Consider the following 19,044-nt stretch of genomic DNA (forward strand, 5'->3'; position numbering starts at 1 on the left):
TGGCTGAAGACCGCGAGGTGATCAGGCCTCGGCGTGCTTGGTGGTGCCCAGCAGGCTCAGGCGGTCGCGGATGACACGGACCGCCGCCTCGGCGTCGTCCACCGTCACGGTGAAGACACGGCCGTCGCCGAGCCGCAGCACCAGGCCCTCGCCTCGGCGTACGACGACCGCGGTGCCCTTCTCGGGGCGCCAGCGGTAGCCCCAGCCGCCCCACTGGCGCGGGGTGACGCGGGGCGCGAAGTCCGCGCCCACCACGTCGTCGAGCGGGATCCGGCGGCGCGGCAGGCCGATGTGGCCGCAGCGCACTTCGAGGGAGTCGTCGTCGACCTTCACGGCCACATGGACGAAGGCGAGCGTTCCGTAGATCACCAGGAGCCCGGCCGCGACGCAGCCGATCACCGACATCAGCAGCGGGGCGGTGCCGGACGTCCAATTGGAGTCGACGGCGAGCTCGACGCCGAGCGCCACACAGGCCGCGCCACCGGCGGCGAGCAGCCACTGGACGCGGTTGGTCGCGCGACCGGTCCAGAGCGCCGGCTGCGGGGCGAGCGCCGGAGCACCACTGTCGTGCGCCGGGGGCTCGGGGGGGAATTCCCTCATGCCTAGCAGACTACTCAGAATCCACAGAAGCGGCAGTGACCCCACTCTCAGTGAGCGGAACCACGTTCAGTGAGCGGGCGTGACCGCCTGGAGCAGCAGGCCTTCCGGGTAGCCGAGCGCGGGGTCCGGGAGCGCGGCGGTCCTCCCGCTGAGCAGCACGGTCACGCTGCCGGTGGGCGCCGCGTCGGGGGCGGCTTCCGCGCCGATCCGGCGCAGCGCCTGGGCGGCGACCGCCGACGCGCTGCCGTACAGACCGGGCGCGGGCAGACCGGGCTGCCGCACGGCGGCACGCACCCGCTCGGCGACCAGCTCGTAATGGGTGCAGCCCAGGACGACGTCCCTTACATCCTGGGGGGTCCGATCGGCCGCCGCGGCGATGGCCAGCTCGATGGCGGGCTCGTCGCCGTGCTCGATCGCGTCCGCGAGCCCGGGGCAGGGGACCTCGGTGACCTCGACGCCGTCGGCGAACTCACGGATCAGCCCGCGCTGGTAGGGGCTGCCGGTGGTGGCCGGGGTGGCCCAGATGGCGACGGGGCCGCCCGCGGCGGCGGCCGGCTTGATCGCCGGTACGGTGCCGATCACCGGGATCCGCGGCTCCAGTTCGGCGCGCAGCGCCACAAGCGCGTGCACCGAGGCGGTGTTGCAGGCCACGATCAGGGCGTCCGGACCGAGCTCGGCGGCGGCGCGTGCCACGGCGAGCGCGCGCTCGGTGACCTCCTCCGGCGTGTGCGGGCCCCACGGCATGGTGTCCGGGGCGGAGGAGAGGACGAGGTCGGCGTCCGGCCGCAGCCGGCGCACGGCGGCGGCGGCCGCCAGCAGGCCGATTCCGGAGTCCATGAGCGCGATCTTCACCCGGTCACCATAGTCGACCGCCCTTGCGCACCCGCTCAGGTGGTGCAGACTGCGGCGGATGAGCGCCCTCGCATGGATCGCCGTGGTGTCACTGGCCTGCTGGCTCTGGCTGCTGCTCGGACAGGGCTTCTTCTGGCGCACGGACCAGCGGCTGCCCGCCCGTTCCGCCCCGGTGGACTGGCCGTATGTCGCCGTCGTCGTACCGGCCAGGGACGAGGCGCAGGTGCTGCCGCGCAGCCTGCCCACCCTGCTCGCCCAGGACTATCCGGGCGAGGCGGAGATCTTCCTGGTCGACGACGGCAGTTCGGACGGCACGGCCGAGCTGGCGCGGGCGCTGGCCGCGCGCGAGGCGTGCGCGCTGCCGCTGACCGTGGTCGAGCCCGGCGAGCCCGAGCCAGGCTGGACCGGGAAGCTGTGGGCGCTGCGCCAGGGCATCGCGCTGGCCCGCGCGCGCGAGCCCGAGTACCTGCTGCTCACCGACGCCGACATCGCCCATGAGCCGGACAGCCTGCGGGAGTTGGTGGCCGCCGCCCGCTCCAACGGGCTCGACCTGGTGTCGCAGATGGCGCGGCTGCGCGTGGCCAGCGGCTGGGAGCGGCTGGTGGTGCCCGCCTTCGTCTACTTCTTCGCGCAGCTGTACCCCTTCCGCTGGATCAACACCCCGGGGGCGCGCACGGCGGCCGCGGCGGGCGGCTGCGTGCTGCTGCGGACGGAGGCCGCCGAGCGGGCGCGGATCCCGGAGTCGGTGCGCCAGGCGGTCATCGACGACGTGTCGGTGGCGCGCGCGGTGAGCCGCTCGGGCGGGCGGATCTGGCTCGGCCTGGCGGAGCGCGTCGACAGCGTGCGCCCCTACCCGCGCCTCGCCGACCTGTGGCGGATGGTCGCGCGCAGCGCGTACGCCCAGCTGCGGCACAGTCCGGCCCTGCTGCTCGGGACGGTGGCGGGGCTCGCGCTGATCTATCTAGCTCCCCCGGTCGCGCTCTTCGTCGGGATGGCGCGGCACGACGCCGTGGCGGGCTGGGCGGGCGGGCTCGCGTGGCTGGTGATGGCCGGGACGTACGTACCGATACTGCGGTACTACCGGCAGCCGCTGCTGCTCGCGCCGCTGCTGCCGTTCACCGCGCTGCTGTATCTGTTGATGACGGTGGACTCCGCCGTCCAGCACTACCGGGGGCGCGGGGCAGCGTGGAAGGGGCGCACTTATGCGCGCCCGGAGGCGACACCGAACCAGTGAGCCGGGCCGGGCCGCCGCGCTCCAACTCGTTCCGACCGCCCGAACCGCGCCCACGCGCGCGTCATTTGCGCCCGGGTGTCCAGTTCATTCCCCACCCGTACTCCTTGTCGATGGTGCGCTGCGGGCTGACGCCGCGCGCGGGCACCAGATAGCGGGCCTCGCGCTGGACGACGAGGTCGCCCCCGTTGTTGGTGAGCAGCGCGAGGGCGCAGACCGTGGAGGGCACGGTGCACTCGTCGAGCGAGAAGTCGATCGCCGCCCCGTGCTGGGGCTGGAGGGTGACCGTGGCGTGCAGGTCGGCGAAGCTGCGCGCCCCCTCGTAGATCGTCACGAAGATCAGTACGCGGCGGAGCTGGTCCTTGTGGTCGAGGTTGACCGTGAGGTTCTCGCCGGAGGTGACGGCGCCGGTGCGGTCGTCGCCGTCGAGGTGGATGTACGGGGGGCGGCTGAGCGAGCCGAAGGCGTTGCCCAGCGCCTGCACGACGCCCTTGCGGCCGTCCGCGAGCTCGTAGAGGGCGCACAGGTCGAGGTCGAGATCGGCGTGGTTGGCGACGGCCCGCCCGAGCTTGGCGCCCCAGCCGCTGAACTGCTTGCGCATCTGCCAGTTGAGGTTGACCCGCAGCGCCCCCGAGCTGCCGCCCTGCTTGGCCAGCGAGACCGTGGGGGCCGCCTTGGTCAGGGTCACCTTGGACAGGCGTACGGGGGTGGGCGCGGGCGGCGCGGCGGGGGGCGGCGGGGCGGCTGCCGGGAAGGCGGGGACGGTCGTCGCGGGGGCGGGGGCGGGGGCGGGTGGAGTCGGCGGGGCGGTCGCCGGGACGGGGGCCGGCGCCGGGACCGGCCGGTCGACCGTGATGCCGAAGTCCGTTGCCAGCCCTTCGAGTCCGGAGTCGTATCCCTGGCCCACCGCGCGGAACTTCCACGCGCCCTGGCGCCGGTAGAGCTCGCCCAGGATGAACGCCGTCTCCACGGTCGCGTCCGCGCTGTCGAAGCGGGCGAGCTCCGCGCCGCTCGCCGCGTCCAGGACCCGGATGCTCAGCCCCGGCACGCGGCCAAACGTTCCGCCGTCGGCGGAGGCGGCCAGCACCACGCGCTCCACATCGGGCTCCACGCGCGCGAGGTCGACGAAGAGCGTGTCCGTGACACCGTCCGGCGAGCTCCGCTTGCCCTCGTGCCGCACCGCGCCGGAGGCGTGCGCGGGCTGGTTGTAGAAGACGAAGTCCGCGTCGGAGCGGACCTTCCCGGTGCCCGACGCGATCAGCAGGGCCGAGGCGTCGGCGTCCGGCACCCCGGGACCAAAACGCCAGGCCAATTCGACGCGTACGGCCGGCGCCGGCACCGGAACATTGGACCCTTTAAGCATGGACATGCTCGCCCCCATCGCGAGTCGGGGTGCCGAAAGATTTTCCGCACCGTCAACCTAAACCCCGGCGGACCTTCCGGCACCCGCCGGTAACCCCTCCCGAGCTCGCCCTTTACAGGATCCGTACGCTCCCGGGCGACCGATTTTCCCATGTTCGCTCGCATTGGGGACGTGCGGTCACTCCGAACCCGTAAAACAACCCTCTTATCGGGCTCCACAACGACCACATCGTGGGCTTAACTTATGTGCCATGACCTCCCCCCGCTCCACCTATGGCGGCGGTTACTACTCCGCGCCGTCCTTCCCGGACACCCCCATCTACGACTCCCTCGTCGCAGAGCGGGGCACGCCTCAGATCGCCCCGATCCGAGTGCCTTCCCTGTACGACACCGGCAGCAGCTATCTGCCGGCCCTCCCGGCCGCGCTCCCCGCCCTGCCCGCCGGTCCCTCCCAGCAGCCCGCGTACGCCTCGTCGTACGGCTACCAGCAGGCGCCGCAGCCGATGCCGCTGCAGCAGGCGCCCGCGCCCTACATCCCGCAGCAGACCGCGGCCCCGCGCGGCTACCCGGGCCCGCAGGCCCAGCAGCAGCGCCCGATGGGCCCGACCGGCTACGAGGCGATGCGCCCGGCGGCCCCGCGCCCCGCGCCCGCCCCGGCGCCGTACGACGGCTACAACCAGCCGTACCAGAACACGGGGTACTGAGCGGGGCCGCCCGCCGCTCCACCGCGTTCGACCGGATGTCCGAGGCGGCTGGCAGGATTGGCTCATGGAGAGTCCGATTCAGCCCGTCGTGCGCCACATCAACGTCTACCCCGTCAAGTCGGTCGGGGGGTACCGACTCGACGAGGTGCCGGTCGAACCGTGGGGCCCGGCCGGCGACCGCCGCTGGATGGTCGTCGACGCCGCCGGGAAGGCCGTGACCCAACGCGAGCAGGCGCGGCTCGCGTTGGCCGCCGCCCGTGCGCTGCCGGACGGCTCCGTCCGGCTGTCCGCGCCGGGCCGGGAGGATCTGACCGTCGCCGTGCCGGAGCCGATCGGCGCGAGCGCGGTGACGCTCTTCGGCAAGAAGGTCGAGGCGATAGCCGCCGACGAGAGCGCGCACCAGTGGCTCAGCGAGTACCTCGGGGTGGAGGTCGGGCTGGTCCACCTCGACGATCCCGCGACCCGGCGGCCGATCGACCCGGACTTCGCGCTGCCCGGCGAGACGGTGAGCTTCGCCGACGGCTTCCCGCTCCTGATCGCCACCACCGCCTCGCTGGAGGCGCTGAACTCGCTGATCGCGCAGGGCGGTCAGCCGCACGAGGGCCCGCTCCCGATGAACCGGTTCCGCCCCAACGTCGTCGTCGACGGCACCGAGGCGTGGGCCGAGGACCACTGGTCGCGAATCGCGATCGGCGAGGTCGTCTTCCGGGTCGCCAAGCCCTGCGGGCGCTGTGTCGTCACCACCACGAACCAGGAGACGGCCGAGCGCGGCCGCGAGCCGCTGCGCACCCTGGGCCGCCACCGCCGCTTCGGCACCAAGCTCGTTTTCGGGCAGAACGTCGTCCCCGAGGGCACCGGCGTCATCCGCACCGGTGATCCCGTGCGCGTTCTCGCGTAAGCCGCCCGTCCGCGGGAACTCGTGGGGACAGCGGACGCGTTGTGCGGGAGGGGGCTCGGGTGACGTTGCTCTCTCTTGGGCCCGCTCGCGCGTAGGGCGCACCGCAGGGGGCCAGGACGCAAGCGGAAGGGGGTGCGATTCAGTGCGATCCGCAGTGGGGGTGTGGCGTTGGCGGCAGAACCCCTTACGCCGCCGTACGGATCTCGTGGAGGCATGGGTGGCGCTGGCCGCCCTGGTGCTGATGGTGCTGGCCACGCCGGTGCTCGGCAGCCTGTGCGGGGCGCGTACCGACCGTGTGCTGCAGCGCACGGTGACCAGGGAGCAGCGCGAGCGCCACTCGACGACGGCCGTGGTGCTCCGCCAGGCGCACGAGCGCAGCGCGCTCGCCGACGCCGAGGGAGTGGGCGGCCGCGAGGGCCGGATCCGGGTGGTGGCCAACTGGACGGCGTACGACGGCACGCTCCATACCGGCACGGTCGCCGCCCCCCGGCGATCGGCCCCCGCGGGCTCCACCTTCCGCATGTGGACGGACGACCGGGGCATGCGCACCAGCCGCCCCCTGGACTCCACCACCGCGCACGCGCACGCGGTGTTCGCCGGGATAGGCGCGGCCCTGGCCGCGGCCGGCCTCGTCGAGGGCATACGACGGCTGGTCGTATGGCGCCTGATGCGACGGCGGTATGCCCGTCTCGACCGCGCCTGGGCCGGATACGGTCCGGACTGGGGCCGTGCGGGAGCAGGCAGCTGACCGGTCAACTCACCGGCCCCGCGCGCGCTACGGTGGACCATCAGTCGCACGTACAGCGTTCGCACGCACGAGGTGGGGGCACAGCAGCGCCATGGCTCAGGGCACGGTCCAGGTAACCCACACCGGCACTTCGAGGTGGCGGCGCCGCACCGGCGAATACGCCTCGCTCGCCGCTGCCCTGGAGGCCGCCGCGGACGGCGACGTCCTCACGGTCGCGCCCGGCACCTACCGCGAGAACCTGGTCCTGCGCCGGGCCGTGACCCTGCGCGGCCCGGAGGGCTCGGCCGGTTCGGTGCGGATCGCGCCGGTCGACGGCGTCCCGCTGACCGTGCGCGCCTCCGCCACCGTGCTCGACCTCCAGATCGAGGGGCAGGACGCGGCGGCGCCCGCCCTGCTGATCGAGGACGGCGCACCCGAGCTGTGCGACCTGCGGGTGGTGACCCGTTCGGCGGTCGGCATCGAGGTGCGTGGCGCGGCCCGCCCCACGGTCCGGCGCTGCACGGTGGACAACCCGGGCGGGGTCGGCATCGGCGTACTGGACGGCGCGGGCGGGCTGTTCGAGGAGTGCGAGGTGGTCGCGGCCGGCCAGTCGGGCGTCTCGGTCCGCGCGGGCGCCCACCCCCGCCTTGAGCGCTGCCGGGTGCACCACGCCTCGGGCGCGGGCCTGTCGGTGACCGGCGAGGGCACCGGCCTGGAGGCACTGGGCTGCGAGGTGTACGAGATCAAGGGCGCCGGGGTGCAGATCGCCGCGCGCGCCGCCGCCCACCTCACCGACTGCACGGTGCACCGCACCTCGGCGGACGGCGTCACGCTCGACACGGACGCGGTGCTCACGCTCGCCGACTGCGACATCCACGACATCCCCGAGAACGCGGTGGACCTGCGTTCCCGCTCGGTGCTCACCCTCACTCGCTCGGCGGTGCGCAGCTTCGGCCGCAACGGCCTGTCGGTGTGGGACCCGGGCACCCGGGTGGACGCCAACCAGTGCGAGATCCACGACAGTACGGGCGACTATCCGGCGGTGTGGGTCAGCGACGGCGCCACGGCGGTCCTGGAGGCGTGCCGCGTCCACGACGTGCCGGACGCGCTGTTCGTCCTGGACCGGGGCTCGCGCGCGGACGTCGTCGACAGCGACATCTCGCAGGTGCGCAACACGGCGGTGTCGGTGAGCGACGGCGCCACCGCGCAGCTCGACGACTGCCGGATCAGAGAGGTGTCCACGGGCGCCTGGTTCCGCGACCACGGCAGCGGCGGCACGCTCGCCAACTGCACCATCGACGCGGCGCAGACCGGCGTGATCGTCACCAAGGGCGCCGACCCGCGCATCGAGCGCTGCACGGTCACCGCGCCCGCCGAGGCCGGGTTCTATGTGTCGGCCGAGGGCCGGGGCACCTTCCACGGCTGCCGGGTGACCGGCAGCGGGGGCTACGGCTTCCATGTGGTGGACGGCTGCCGTACGACACTGACGCGCTGCCGCACCGAGCGCTGCGCGCGCGGTGGGTACGAGTTCGGCGAGGACGGGCCGGTCGCCGAGGAGTGCACCAGCGACGAGAGCGGGGTGCGGCCCGGGGCGCCGGAGCCGCCCGCCGTCCAGACCGCCACCCAGACCATGGGCCTGCTCTCCACGGTCCCGGGGCAGCGCCCGACCGAAGCCCCGGCGGTGTCCGTCGAGGAGCCCGCCCGCTCCTCGCAGGACGTGCTGGGCGAACTGGACGCGCTGGTGGGCCTGGAGAGCGTCAAGCGCGAGGTGCGGGCGCTCACCGACATGATCGAGGTGGGCCGCAAGCGGCAGCGGGCCGGACTCAAGGCCGCCTCGGTCCGCCGCCATCTGGTGTTCACCGGCTCCCCCGGCACCGGCAAGACCACGGTCGCCCGGCTCTACGGGGAGATCCTGGCCTCGCTCGGCGTCCTGGAGCGCGGGCACCTCGTCGAGGTGTCCCGGGTCGACCTGGTGGGCGAGCACATCGGGTCGACCGCGATCCGCACCCAGGAGGCGTTCGACCGGGCGCGCGGCGGAGTGCTGTTCATCGACGAGGCGTACGCGCTGTCGCCCGAGGACTCCGGACGGGACTTCGGCCGCGAGGCCATCGACACCTTGGTGAAGCTGATGGAGGACCACCGCGAGGCGGTGGTGGTGATCGTCGCGGGGTACACGGCGGAGATGGAACGCTTCCTCAGCGTCAACCCCGGGGTGGCGTCCCGTTTCTCACGGACCATCACCTTCAGCGACTACGACCCGGACGAGCTGCTGCGGATCGTGGAGCAGCAGGCGGAGGAGCACGAGTACCGGCTGGGGGGTGGGACGGCCGAGGCACTCCTGAAGTACTTCACGGCGCTGCCCAAGGGCCCGGCGTTCGGCAACGGCCGCACCGCGCGGCAGACGTTCGAGTCGATGGTGGAGCGGCACGCGGGCCGGGTCGCCCAGTTCGCCGACGCAAGCCCGGACGACCTGAGCCTCCTCTACCCGGACGACCTGCCCGAACTGCCCTGACGAACAGGTGTCAGCGCTGGTGCGGGAGCGCCGGTGCCAGTTCGTCGAGGAGGGCGGTGCGCTCCTCGGCGAAGACCGGGTCGGCCTGGTAGTCCGAGTGGGCCAGGATCGGCGCGGGCAGCGGGTGCCGCTTCGTCCGGCCGAAGGCGAGCGGGTCGAGGAGCGGGCCCCGGTCCACGTTGGTGCCGGGCAGGACCGGACCGCCTATCGGGTCGGTGGCCCGCCACAGGTTGCGCCAGCAGTGCAGCTCCCGGTGGAGTGCGTTCAGCTCCGGGCGCCCGAAGTACGCGGGGAACCAGCGCCCGTACAGCCGCTCCAGGGGCGAGCCGTAGGTGAGCAGGGCGACGCTGCGGCGGGTGCGGGCGGGCAGCTGCCACACGGCGGCCGCCGCCAGGACGCTGCCCTGGGAGTGGCCGGAGATGACCAGGCGGCCGCCGGCGGTGCGTCCGGTCCAGGTGTTCATCCGCCAGGCGAGGTCGGGCACGGCCCGCTCGGCGTAGCAGGGCGGGGCGAACGGATGGGCCGCGCGCGGCCAGAACGTGCCCACGTCCCACAGGATGCCGATGGTGCGCCGGGCCGAGGCGTCCTTGTAGGCGCGCCGCCCCCAGGTGACGAAGAGCAGGAAGCCGAGGCCGGTGAACCAGGAGCCGAGCGCCTGCGCGGTGTCGGCGGCCGAGGCGAGTGCGCCCGGCGCGTCGGCCGCCGCCCGGCCGGGCACCTCCCCGGTGGTCCAGGAGCCCGCGAGCGCGCCCGCGCCGAGCACCAGTGTGGCCGCGCCGACGATGCCGAGGAAGGCGGGCGCGCGGTCGGTGAGCCCGGCCCTCGCACGGGCGTTGGCGATCCGCCGGGAGCGGGCGGCGTCCGGGCGCTCGCCCGGGTAGTCCGCGAGCAGCCCCGGCTCCTCGGCGCGCGCGGTGCGCCAGGTGCGCCACGCGAACCAGGCGACGGCCGGGACGAGGAGCGCGAGCAGGGCCGGGATCACCGAGGCCTGCCAAGTCAGCAGCGGCGGCGGCCCGGTGAAGACGTCGCGGGCCGCGCCGGGCGTGCCGGAGCCGTCCAGCCAGTCGGCCACCCGCTGGGCGACGCCGCCGGTCATCACTCCCCCGAGCGCGCACGCAAGGAGCGCGACGGCGGGGCCGCCGAGTCCGGACAGCGCGGTACGGGAGTCGTGCGCGCGGCGCCGCAGCGCGAGCGCGACCGCAGCGAGCAGCACGACCAGGACGCCCTGGGCAAGCGCGATGATCCCGAAGGTGCGGTCGCCCGGGAGCGTGGAGTGCGAGGCCCAGCCGGGCCGCTCCCACGACGCGTACACCATCGACAGGGCGAGCAGGCCGAGGGCGGTGGCGGGCAGGAACGCGATGACGGCCCGGTCCAGGTGCTCGTCGAGGCGCGACTCGCTGCGGCCCCGGCCGCACACCACGGCCACCACGACGGCCGCGCCCACGAGGAGGGCCGCCGTCAGGAGCCAGCCGAGGGCGTCGAGCGCGGTGCCCTCGGCGGCCCGGTCGCGGCGGGCGGCGGCCCCGGTGACGGCCGCGGCGACGGTGAGGAACCCGGCGGCGGTGTGCGCGGCGCGCAGCCGGGCGACCAGGCGCCGCCCGTACCAGAAGCCGGGGCGGCTCAGGGCGGGTGCGTCCGGCTCGTCGTCGCCGCCGACGGCGCCGAGCGGCTGCTGGGACTCGTACGCGCTCCAGGTGCGGTTGGAGAGGTACCAGAGCAGCCCGGTCAGGGCGGCGGGGACCAGCGCGGCCAGCGCGAGGCGGCGGCCGGGCGGGCTCCACCAGCCGTGCCGCTCGGGCGACAGGAAGCCGAGCCAGGACTTCCCGTCGGCGCACTGTGCCGAGCCCGCGCACTGCCAGGCGGCCAGGTCGAGCGCCACCTCGCAGGCGGCGGCGGTGAGCAGCACGGTCAGGCTGAGCGCGACGAGCCGCACGAGCACCCCGTAGAGCCGCACCGCGCGCGCCGAGTCGCGGGCCGGCGGGCGCATCCAGTGGGCGAGGTTGACCACCATGAACGGCAGGAGCAGCAGCCACAGGGCGCGGGCGCCGTTGCCGGAGGTGAGGTTGGCCCAGCAGTACGCCTCGGGCACCGGCCGGTCGCGGTAGCGCTCGGGGTGGTCCTCGGCGTCGGCGTCCTCGGTGCGGCGGAAGACGGCGGCGGTCTCGTCGCCGGTGACCCGGACCGTACGCGGGTCGTCGAGCATGGACTGCGGGGTGGCACCACCGACGCCGTGGACGAGCAGTTCGAGCGCGGGCCCGCCGTCGTCGGCGGCCGGTGTGGCACGGGACACTTCTGTGACTCGCTCTCATGGTGGGAGGATCGGCGGCGGGACACGGCGGGGGCGGTCGTGCGGATCGCGGATCGTGCGGGTCTGACGTCGTGCGCGGGCCCCGGCGCGGGGGCCCCGGCGTGCGGGTTCTTCAGGATCTCGGATCACGGGCCGGAGTGCGGTGTCCTCACGGAATCTCCCCGTGACAGGATTCGGATGTACGGCGACCACATGTACGGCGACGCGGAAGGACCGACCCGGCAGTGACCGACAACCAGAATCTGCTCGCGGAGCAGCGTCGCGCCCTGATCCTCGACGAGGTCAGACGGCGTGGCGGTGTCCGGGTCAATGAGCTCACCCGGAAGCTCAACGTCTCGGACATGACGGTGCGCCGGGACCTGGACGCGCTGGCCCGGCAGGGCGTGATCGAGAAGGTGCACGGCGGTGCGGTGCCGGTGGTCGAGGCCTCCACGCACGAGCCCGGCTTCGAGGCCAAGTCGGGCCTGGAGCTGAGCGCCAAGGAGGACATCGCGCGCGCGGCGGCCGCGATGGCCGTGCCGGGCAGCGCCATCGCGCTCTCCGGCGGTACGACGACGTACGCCCTGGCGCACCGGCTCCTGGACGTGCCGGATCTGACGGTGGTGACCAACTCGGTGCGGGTCGCGGACGTCTTCCACGCGGCGCAGCGGGCCGCGGGCAACGGCGGCAACCGGCCGGGGGCCGCGACCGTGGTGCTCACCGGCGGGGTGCGTACCCCGTCGGACTCGCTCGTGGGGCCGGTCGCGGACCAGGCGATCCGCTCGCTCCACTTCGACGTGCTCTTCCTCGGGGTGCACGGCATCTCGGTGGAGGCGGGCCTGTCCACGCCGAACCTGGCGGAGGCGGAGACCAACCGCCGGTTCGTGCAGTCCGCGCGGCGGGTCGTGGTGGTCGCGGACCACACCAAGTGGGGGACGGTGGGGCTGAGTTCGTTCGCCTCGCTGGACGAGGTGCACACGCTGGTGACGGACTCGGGGCTCTCCGACGCCGCGCGCGAGGAGATGGCCGAGCACCTGCCGGGGCTGCTCGTGGCGGGCGAGGACGACGCCGAGGTGGACGCGACCCCCGCCGAAGACATCTGACGGACCGCCAGTTAAGGTGTGCGGGCTCGCTGTTGACCGCTCGTGCCCGTCCACACCGACCGCTGGAGGTGCGGCCCGATGGCTCGCCGACTCCGTCCCGTGGAGCTCGACTTCGTCGAGACCGCGCCCCTGCGCCTCGTCTTCGCCGCCGAGGCGGCCGCCCCTGCGGACGCCCTCTACCGCGCGCTCGCCGTGGAGACCGAGACGTGGCCCGAGTGGTTCGCGGCCGTGACCCACTCGCGGGCCACCGACGGCGGCCGGGAGGTCCGGCTGAAGGGCGGCACCCGGTTCGAGGAGACGGTGATGGCCGCCGAGCCCTCCGCGCGCTACGCCTACCGGGTCGACGTCACCAACGCCCCGGGCTTGCACGCCCTGTTGGAGGAGTGGCGGCTCACCCCGACAGCCGGCGGCACCCGGGTGCAGTGGACCTTCGCGGCCGCCGGCGGCGCGCCGTTGCGGTTCGCGCTGCGGATGGGGAAGCCGGGCCTGGGCCGGGCGTTCCGCGACGCGGTGACGGCGCTGGACCGCCGCCTGGCCGCGCCGGGCGACGCCCCGGGGACAGCGGCCTCGTAAACCCGGACCACCCGGCCCGGACCGACCGCACCCGCCTCTTCCCGCCCGACTGGCCGCTTCCCGCCGCGCACCCCCCGGCCGACCGTCCTACTCCGGCCACACCCCGTCGGCCAGGAACGCGTCGATCGCCTTCGTGTACGGCGCGATGTCCAGGCCCTGTTCGGCCAGCCAGGCGTCGGAGTAGTACTTGTCGAGGTAGCGGTCGCCCGGGTCGCAGAGCAGGGTGACGACGCTGCCGGTGCGCCCGGCGGCCACCATCTCGGAGATGATCTTCAGGGCGGACCACAGGCCGGTGCCGGTGGAGCCGCCCGCCTTGCGGCCGATGGCCGCTTCGAGGGCGCGCACGGCCGCGACGCTCGCCGCGTCCGGGACCTTCATCATCCGGTCGATGGCACCGGGCAGGAAGCTCGGCTCCATCCGGGGCCGCCCGATGCCCTCGATGCGCGAGCCGCAGTCGGAGGTCGCCGACGCGTCGCCGCGCGTCCAGCCGTCGAAGAAACAGGAGTTCTCCGGGTCCGGGACGCAGATGCGGGTGTCGTACTGCATGTAGTGCACATAGCGGGCGATGGTCGCCGAGGTGCCGCCGGTGCCCGCGGTCGCCACGATCCAGGCGGGCTCCGGGTAGCGCTCCAGCTTCAGCTGCTGGTAAATCGATTCTGCGATGTTGTTGTTGCCGCGCCAGTCGGTGGCCCGCTCCGCGTACGTGAACTGGTCCATGTAGTGGCCGCCGGTCTCGGCGGCGAGCGCGGCCGACTCCTCGTACATCTTCATCGAGTCGTCCACGAAGTGGCACTGGCCGCCGTGGAATTCGATCAGGCGGCACTTCTCGGGGCTGGTGGTGCGGGGCATGACGGCGATGAACGGCACACCGATGAGCTTGGCGAAGTACGCCTCGGAGACGGCGGTCGAGCCGCTGGACGCCTCGATGACCGGCTTGCCGGGACGGATCCAGCCGTTGCACAGGCCGTACAGGAAGAGCGAGCGGGCGAGCCGGTGCTTGAGGCTGCCGGTGGGGTGGGTGGACTCGTCCTTGAGGTACAGGTCGATGCCCCACCGCTCGGGCAGCGGGAAGCGCAGCAGATGCGTGTCGGCGGAGCGGTTGGCGTCGGCCTGGACCTTGCGCACGGCGTCCTTGAGCCACGCCCGGTAGGCCGCGTCGCTGCGGTCCACGTCGATGGTCTCCATGCCACTCCTCCAAGTCTCGGGTGCCCCGGGGACGAGGGCGCCCGGGCTGGAAAGGTCGTGGAGCGGGTCGCCGAAGTCGGCTGGAAAAGCACCACTCCCTCACTTGACAATACCGCCCTCACCTGCACAAACATTCCCTTTGAGGATCCATAGGGGTGGCTTGTGGGACGCAGGTGGAGCGGCGTACGGCGGCGGGTGACGGCCGATCCTCCGCGCGCCCTGGTGCGTACGGCCATCGTTGTGCAGACTGCCCAGCAGGAACGGCACGAAGGGGGCACAGCGGCCATGAGCGAGCCCGAGTTCAGCGCCAGGGGCGTACGGATCGAACGGTGGACGCGTTCGCTGACCAGGGCGGGGCAGGTCCTGATCAAGGACGGCCGGCTCGCCCTGCTCACCAGCAGCGGGCGGGAGATCGACAGCGCCCCGCTGCGCGCGGTGAGCGCGGGCAAGCCGCTGCTGCCGTGGGCCGCCAAGGCCGACCGGACCGTGGCCAAGCTCAACGGCCACCGCTACCGGCTGACCATGGGCCAGCAGAGCGGCAGGCCGCGCGGGGCGGAGCTCGCCCAGCGCTTCCTGAAGGCCGTGCGCCCGGCGGGTGAACCGCGCGGCTGAGGGGCTGGTGGGGCGCGAGTTGCGGAGCGCCGACCCCTGCGCCACCCTGGTCTCACATCACTCAGGGTTTACCGGCGGTCACGCTGCGATCCAGCCCGCCGGACCAGAAAAGCTTCTTCCGGACCTCAATCGGGGAGTCGCAGCCGTGATCAGCCAGTCGAGCAGGCATTGCACGGTGGAGCTCCAAGCCCTGCCGTCGCGGATCGGGCAAGTCCGCAGAATCGTTTCAGCACAGTTGCGTTACTGGCATCTCGATCCTCTGATAGACGAGGCGGCGCTCGGCGTCACCGAGTTGCTGACCAATGTCCACCGGCACGCCCAGCCGGACAAGCTCTGCACCGTGGAGATCGAGCTGTTGCGCGACCGGCTCACGGTGTCCGTCCACGACCACGACCCGCGGATGCCCACGGTGCGCAGCGCGGACCCCTTCGCCACCAACGGCCGCGGCCTCGCGATGATCGCGGCGGTCAGCGAGAGCTGGGGGGTGCGTCCGCTGGGGACCTCGGGCAAGACCGTGTGGTTCACGCTCCCCGCGCCGCCGCCCGCGGTCGCCCTGCCGACCCGCCCGGCGTACGGGACGAAACCGGCCACCGCCAAGGCGACCGGCCCCTGTCTGCACAAACGGCCCGCCCTGGTGCGCACCGAGGGCCGGGGAGGTCTTCCGCGCACTCCCGCCCGGCTGCCCGCGGTGGGCTGACCGGGCGGGATCCGCGAGCCGGGCGGGAGTCACAGACCGGGGCCTCACTGCGTCGCGATCGCCCGCAGCACGTCGAGCCGGGCCGCGCGGCGGGCCGGGCGCCAGCCGGCCAGGGCGCCCGCGAGCAGCCCCACCAGCGTCACGACCGCCAGCTGTACGGGCGGCAGGGCGAACGCGCCGGTCCCGTCCGCGTCGGAGGCCCGCACCAGGACCCAGCCGAGGAACGCGCCGAGCCCCAGGCCGCCCGCCGTGCCGAAGGCCGCGACCAGAACCGACTCCCAGCGGACCATGGCCCGCAGCTGCGCCCTGGTCTGGCCGACCGCCCGCAGCAGCCCGAGCTCCCGGGTGCGCTCGTGCACGGCCAGCGTCAGCGTGTTGGCGATGCCGAGCAGCGCGATGACGACGGCGAGCGCGAGGAGCGCGTAGACGAGGGTGAGCATCATGTCGATGCCGCTCGCCGAGGACTTCGCGTACTCGTCGCGGGTCTGGACGGTCGGGTTCCCGTACGCGGCGGCCGTCCTCTCGACCGCCTTCTTGCCGTCGGCGACCGACACGCCGTCCTTGAAGGAGACCGCGACCAGCGTGTCGGACTCCTGCGCCCGGTGCGGCGCCCAGGCCTCGCGGGTGAGCAGGTAGTCGCCCGCCAGGTCCTTCTCGGCGTACACCGCCCGTACGGTGAAGGTCCGCTCGCTCCCGTCGGTGAAGGCCAGACGGGTGGTCGAGCCGGGCTTCCAGTGGTGCTTGTCGGCCTCGTTCGCGGAGACCGCGAGGCCGTCGGTGCCCAGGCCCGCGAGCGAGCCCTCGACCTTGCCGAGGTCGAGCAGTCCGGTGAGGGCCACGGGGTCGGTGACGGTGATGTTCCGGCCGCCGCCGTCGACGTCCGCGACGCCCTTGCCGAGCCCCACCGCGGCCTCGACCTGCGGCAACCTGGCCACGGCGGGGGCCAGTCGGGGACTGATGCCACTGCCACCCGCGCCGAACTGCCGGGCGCCGACGGCCACGTCGCCCGCGAACGAGCGGGACACGGTCTGGTCCATCGTCGCCTTCAGGGAGGCGCCGAAGACGGTGAACAGCGACACCACCGCGACGCCGATCATCAGCGCGGTGGCGGTGGCCGCGGTGCGCCGGGGGCTGCGCAGCGCGTTGCGCCGGGCCAGCGCGCCGGTCACGCCGCGCAGCCGGTCCAGGGGCGCGCCCAGGATCCGTACGGCGTACGAGGACGCCACCGGGCCGAGGACCACGAACGCGGCGACGGTGAGCAGCGCCCCGGTCCCGGCGAGCAGCAGGCCGGGGGCGAGCACCCCGGCGACGGTCACGCCGACGCCGACGGGCAGCAGGGCCCCGCCGACCAGCTTGCGGGTGCGGGAGGCGCCCGCCTGGTCGACGGCGCTCTCGCGCAGTGCGGCGAGCGGCGCGGTCCGGCCCGCCCGCAGCGCGGGCAGCAGCGCCGAGCCGAGGCAGACGAGCACGCCCACGGCGACCGGCAGCGCGACGGAGAGCCGGCTGATCACCAAGTCGCCTGCGGGGAAGGGGAATCCGATGGCCGGGAAGAGTGCCTGGAGGCCCGCCGCGATGCCGATGCCCGCGAGGACTCCGGCCGTCGACGCGGCGAGCGCGACGACCGCGGCCTCGGCGAGGGTGGCCGTGCTGACCTGGCGGCGCGAGGCGCCGAGCGCGCGCAGCAGGGCGTTCTCGCGGGTGCGCTGGGCGACGACGATCGCGAAGGTGTTGTGGATCGAGAAGGTGGCGACGAGCAGCGCGATGCCGGAGAACACCAGGAGCAGCGCGGTGAAGAGGTCGAGGAAGAGCCCGGCGACCATGTCGAGGCTCTCGGCGGCGGCCGCCTTGCCCGTGATCGCCTCTACTCCCTTCGGGAGTACGGGAGTCAGCGCGTCGACGAGCCGCTGCTGGCTCACGCCGGGGCCGGCCCGTACGGAAAGGGACGAGGCCTCCCCGGGCTTGGGCGCCAGGTACTTCTCGGCGTCGCCGAGGGTGAGCCCGGCGAAGGTGGCCTGGCCCATCCCGTCCTCGCCGCCGAAGGTGGCGATGCCGACGATCCGGACCGGTACGGGGTCGGGCACGCGCAGCACGGTCGTGTCGCCGAGCTTCAGGCCGCCCTTGCCGGCGGCGCCCCGGTTGACCACGACCTCGCCCGGCGCACTCGGGGCGCGCCCTTCGGCGAGCCGGTACGGGTTCAGCTTCGGGTCGGTGATCCAGTTGCCCGCCCGGGTGGGCGGGCCCTGGCCGCCGATCGGCTTGCCGTCGGAGCCGACGAGCTGGCCCGAGCCCTGGAGGTCGGGGACGGCCGCGGCGACGCCCGGGGTGGCGGACAGGCGGGTGGCGAGCGCGGTGGGCACGGGCTGGCGGGTGCCCTGGCCCTCGCCCGCGACGGTGACCACGTTCGTACTGCGCACGACCGCGTCCGTACCCGCGTTGGCGTCCGCGAAGAGCGTGTCGAAGCCGGCGCGCAGGGTGTCGCCCATGACGAGGGTGCCGGTGAGGAAGGCGACGCCGAGCAGGACGGCGACGAAGGTCCCGGCGAAGCGGCGCTTGTGGGAGCGCAGCGAGGTGCGGCTGAGGCGCAGTGCGGCGTTCATGACGTCACCCCCGGCGCGTCGAAGGCCTTCAGCCGGTCGAGCACGCGCTCGGCGGTCGGGGCCGGCATCCGGTCGACGAGCCGTCCGTCGGCGAGGAAGAGCACCTCGTCGGCGTGGGCGGCGGCGACCGGGTCGTGGGTGACCATCACGACCGTGCGGGCGGTGCGGCGGACGGTGCTGCCGAGCAGCCGCAGCACCTCCTCGCCCGCGCGGGAGTCGAGGTTGCCGGTCGGCTCGTCGGCGAAGACGACGTCGGGCCGCCCGGCGAACGCCCGGGCCACGGCGACGCGTTGCTGCTGGCCGCCGGAGAGTTCGGCGGGCCGGTGGTGGAGGCGGTCGCGCAGCCCGACGGTGTCGACGAGCGCGTCGATCCACTCGCGGTCGCCGCGCTGCCCCGCGAGGTCGAGGGGCAGCGTGATGTTCTCGGCCACGGTGAGGGTCGGGAGCAGGTTGAAGGCCTGGAAGACGAAGCCGACGCGCTCGCGGCGCAGCAGGGTGAGCGCGCGGTCGTCGAGGCCGCTCAGGTCGGTGCCGCCGATGAAGGCGGAGCCCGAGGTGAGGGTGTCGAGCCCGGCGGCGCAGTGCATCAGGGTGGACTTGCCGGAGCCCGAGGGCCCCATGATCGCGGTGAAGCGGCCGGCCGGGAAGTCGACGCTCACCCCGTCCAGGGCCCTCACCTCGGTGTCGCCCGCGCCGTACGTCTTGACGGCGTCGACGACCCGGGCGGCGGCGGTGGCGGTGGGCCGCAGCGCGGTGGTCATGCCGCACCGCCCTTGCGACGGCCGAACTCCTCGTCCAGGACGGAGAGCCGGCGCCAGTACTCGTCCTCGTCGATCTCACCGGCGGCGAAACGGCGGCCCAGCACGGCGAGCGGCGAGCGCTCGTCCAGCGAGGGGCGGTCGTCGTAGGACCGGGGGTCGCCGAAGGGCGGGCGCCAGGGGCCGCGCCGTCCGCGCCACACCGTGCGGCGCAGCAGGGTGACGACCGTGAGGATCACGGCTGCCCAGATCACCGGGAAGAACAGGATCCAGGGTCCGGGTCCGTCGTAGGCCAGCGTGTTCATCGTGCTCAGCTCCTCGGTCGGGGGTGTCTCGTGGTGCTTTC

General features: G+C 73.9%; 16 protein-coding genes and 1 pseudogene. 9 read left to right on the forward strand and 8 right to left on the reverse strand.

Going from position 1 to position 19,044, the window contains the following annotated elements:
* Positions 1-21 precede the first annotated feature (21 nt).
* Complete coding sequence (locus tag IE252_RS22380; protein ID WP_190091227.1) at positions 22-600, reverse strand: hypothetical protein; 579 nt, start codon at positions 598-600, stop codon at positions 22-24.
* A 66-nt stretch (positions 601-666) separates the two neighbouring features.
* Positions 667-1,452, reverse strand: a complete 786-nt coding sequence (locus tag IE252_RS22385; protein ID WP_190091228.1) for a glutamate racemase — start codon at positions 1,450-1,452, stop codon at positions 667-669.
* A 58-nt stretch (positions 1,453-1,510) separates the two neighbouring features.
* On the opposite strand from IE252_RS22385, the gene IE252_RS22390 reads away from it, so the two are divergent.
* Positions 1,511-2,686, forward strand: a complete 1,176-nt coding sequence (locus IE252_RS22390; RefSeq protein ID WP_190091229.1) for a glycosyltransferase — start codon at positions 1,511-1,513, stop codon at positions 2,684-2,686.
* A 61-nt stretch (positions 2,687-2,747) separates the two neighbouring features.
* On the opposite strand, the gene IE252_RS22395 is transcribed toward IE252_RS22390, so the two are convergent.
* Complete coding sequence (locus IE252_RS22395; protein ID WP_190091230.1) at positions 2,748-4,064, reverse strand: TerD family protein; 1,317 nt, start codon at positions 4,062-4,064, stop codon at positions 2,748-2,750.
* Between the two features lie 232 nt (positions 4,065-4,296).
* Between IE252_RS22395 and IE252_RS22400 the strand changes: the two genes are divergently transcribed.
* The 4 genes from IE252_RS22400 to IE252_RS22415 all read left to right on the forward strand — a co-directional run bounded on the left by IE252_RS22400 (position 4,297) and on the right by IE252_RS22415 (position 8,886).
* The gene (locus IE252_RS22400) at positions 4,297-4,749 is read left to right on the forward strand and encodes a DUF6643 family protein (RefSeq protein ID WP_190091231.1); all 453 of its coding nucleotides are present in this window, start codon (positions 4,297-4,299) and stop codon (positions 4,747-4,749) included.
* 64 nt (positions 4,750-4,813) lie between these two features.
* A complete protein-coding gene (locus IE252_RS22405) occupies positions 4,814-5,647 on the forward strand; it encodes an MOSC domain-containing protein (protein ID WP_190091232.1) in 834 nt (277 codons plus the stop codon).
* Between the two features lie 142 nt (positions 5,648-5,789).
* Entirely contained in the window at positions 5,790-6,395 is a 606-nt protein-coding gene (locus IE252_RS22410) for an Rv1733c family protein (protein WP_190091233.1), read from the forward strand.
* Between the two features lie 91 nt (positions 6,396-6,486).
* A complete protein-coding gene (locus IE252_RS22415) occupies positions 6,487-8,886 on the forward strand; it encodes a right-handed parallel beta-helix repeat-containing protein (RefSeq protein WP_190091234.1) in 2,400 nt (799 codons plus the stop codon).
* On the opposite strand, the pseudogene IE252_RS22420 reads toward IE252_RS22415, so the two are convergent.
* Positions 8,856-11,176: pseudogene (locus IE252_RS22420) on the reverse strand (hypothetical protein). The gene IE252_RS22415 and the pseudogene IE252_RS22420 overlap by 31 nt on opposite strands.
* Positions 11,177-11,418: 242 nt before the next feature.
* Here IE252_RS22420 and IE252_RS22425 point away from each other — a divergent pair.
* Positions 11,419-12,276, forward strand: a complete 858-nt coding sequence (locus IE252_RS22425; protein ID WP_190091236.1) for a DeoR/GlpR family DNA-binding transcription regulator — start codon at positions 11,419-11,421, stop codon at positions 12,274-12,276.
* Positions 12,277-12,354: 78 nt separating this feature from the next.
* Positions 12,355-12,849 carry an SRPBCC family protein gene (locus tag IE252_RS22430; RefSeq protein WP_190091237.1) on the forward strand — a complete coding sequence of 165 codons (495 nt, stop codon included), beginning with the start codon at positions 12,355-12,357 and terminating at the stop codon, positions 12,847-12,849.
* 87 nt (positions 12,850-12,936) lie between these two features.
* Here IE252_RS22430 and cds1 read toward each other — a convergent pair whose 3' ends face one another.
* Positions 12,937-14,034, reverse strand: a complete 1,098-nt coding sequence (gene cds1 / locus IE252_RS22435) for an L-cysteine desulfhydrase Cds1 (protein WP_190091238.1) — start codon at positions 14,032-14,034, stop codon at positions 12,937-12,939.
* Positions 14,035-14,319: 285 nt separating this feature from the next.
* Here cds1 and IE252_RS22440 point away from each other — a divergent pair, with 285 nt between their 5' ends.
* Positions 14,320-14,646 (forward strand): hypothetical protein, encoded by a 327-nt coding sequence (locus IE252_RS22440; protein WP_190091239.1) that lies wholly within the window; start codon positions 14,320-14,322, stop codon positions 14,644-14,646.
* 145 nt (positions 14,647-14,791) lie between these two features.
* Positions 14,792-15,343: an ATP-binding protein gene (locus IE252_RS22445; RefSeq protein WP_190091240.1), complete on the forward strand. Its 552-nt coding sequence runs from the start codon at positions 14,792-14,794 to the stop codon at positions 15,341-15,343.
* A 44-nt stretch (positions 15,344-15,387) separates the two neighbouring features.
* Here IE252_RS22445 and IE252_RS22450 read toward each other — a convergent pair whose 3' ends face one another.
* Genes IE252_RS22450 through IE252_RS22460 form a run of 3 tightly spaced genes read right to left on the reverse strand, consistent with a single transcriptional unit; the run spans position 15,388 to position 19,003 of the window.
* Positions 15,388-17,940, reverse strand: a complete 2,553-nt coding sequence (locus IE252_RS22450; protein ID WP_190091241.1) for an ABC transporter permease — start codon at positions 17,938-17,940, stop codon at positions 15,388-15,390.
* A complete protein-coding gene (locus IE252_RS22455; RefSeq protein ID WP_190091242.1) occupies positions 17,937-18,701 on the reverse strand; it encodes an ABC transporter ATP-binding protein in 765 nt (254 codons plus the stop codon). The genes IE252_RS22450 and IE252_RS22455 overlap by 4 nt, the downstream gene beginning before the upstream one ends.
* Positions 18,698-19,003 (reverse strand): SHOCT domain-containing protein, encoded by a 306-nt coding sequence (locus IE252_RS22460; protein ID WP_190091243.1) that lies wholly within the window; start codon positions 19,001-19,003, stop codon positions 18,698-18,700. The genes IE252_RS22455 and IE252_RS22460 overlap by 4 nt, the downstream gene beginning before the upstream one ends.
* Between the last annotated feature and the right edge of the window lie 41 nt (positions 19,004-19,044).

The organism is Streptomyces melanogenes (genome assembly GCF_014649795.1).
Classification (GTDB): Bacteria; Actinomycetota; Actinomycetes; order Streptomycetales; family Streptomycetaceae; genus Streptomyces; species Streptomyces noboritoensis.

What these genes read in the sequence shown, in the direction of transcription:
- IE252_RS22380 (WP_190091227.1), bottom strand. Translation starts at nt 600, where the DNA reads ATGAGGGAATTCCCCCCCGAGCCCCCGGCGCACGACAGTGGTGCTCCG.
- IE252_RS22390 (WP_190091229.1), top strand. Translation starts at nt 1,511, where the DNA reads ATGAGCGCCCTCGCATGGATCGCCGTGGTGTCACTGGCCTGCTGGCTC.
- IE252_RS22395 (WP_190091230.1), bottom strand. Translation starts at nt 4,064, where the DNA reads ATGGGGGCGAGCATGTCCATGCTTAAAGGGTCCAATGTTCCGGTGCCG.
- IE252_RS22400 (WP_190091231.1), top strand. Translation starts at nt 4,297, where the DNA reads ATGACCTCCCCCCGCTCCACCTATGGCGGCGGTTACTACTCCGCGCCG.
- IE252_RS22405 (WP_190091232.1), top strand. Translation starts at nt 4,814, where the DNA reads ATGGAGAGTCCGATTCAGCCCGTCGTGCGCCACATCAACGTCTACCCC.
- IE252_RS22415 (WP_190091234.1), top strand. Translation starts at nt 6,487, where the DNA reads ATGGCTCAGGGCACGGTCCAGGTAACCCACACCGGCACTTCGAGGTGG.
- IE252_RS22430 (WP_190091237.1), top strand. Translation starts at nt 12,355, where the DNA reads ATGGCTCGCCGACTCCGTCCCGTGGAGCTCGACTTCGTCGAGACCGCG.
- cds1 (WP_190091238.1), bottom strand. Translation starts at nt 14,034, where the DNA reads ATGGAGACCATCGACGTGGACCGCAGCGACGCGGCCTACCGGGCGTGG.
- IE252_RS22440 (WP_190091239.1), top strand. Translation starts at nt 14,320, where the DNA reads ATGAGCGAGCCCGAGTTCAGCGCCAGGGGCGTACGGATCGAACGGTGG.
- IE252_RS22450 (WP_190091241.1), bottom strand. Translation starts at nt 17,940, where the DNA reads ATGAACGCCGCACTGCGCCTCAGCCGCACCTCGCTGCGCTCCCACAAG.
- IE252_RS22455 (WP_190091242.1), bottom strand. Translation starts at nt 18,701, where the DNA reads ATGACCACCGCGCTGCGGCCCACCGCCACCGCCGCCGCCCGGGTCGTC.
- IE252_RS22460 (WP_190091243.1), bottom strand. Translation starts at nt 19,003, where the DNA reads ATGAACACGCTGGCCTACGACGGACCCGGACCCTGGATCCTGTTCTTC.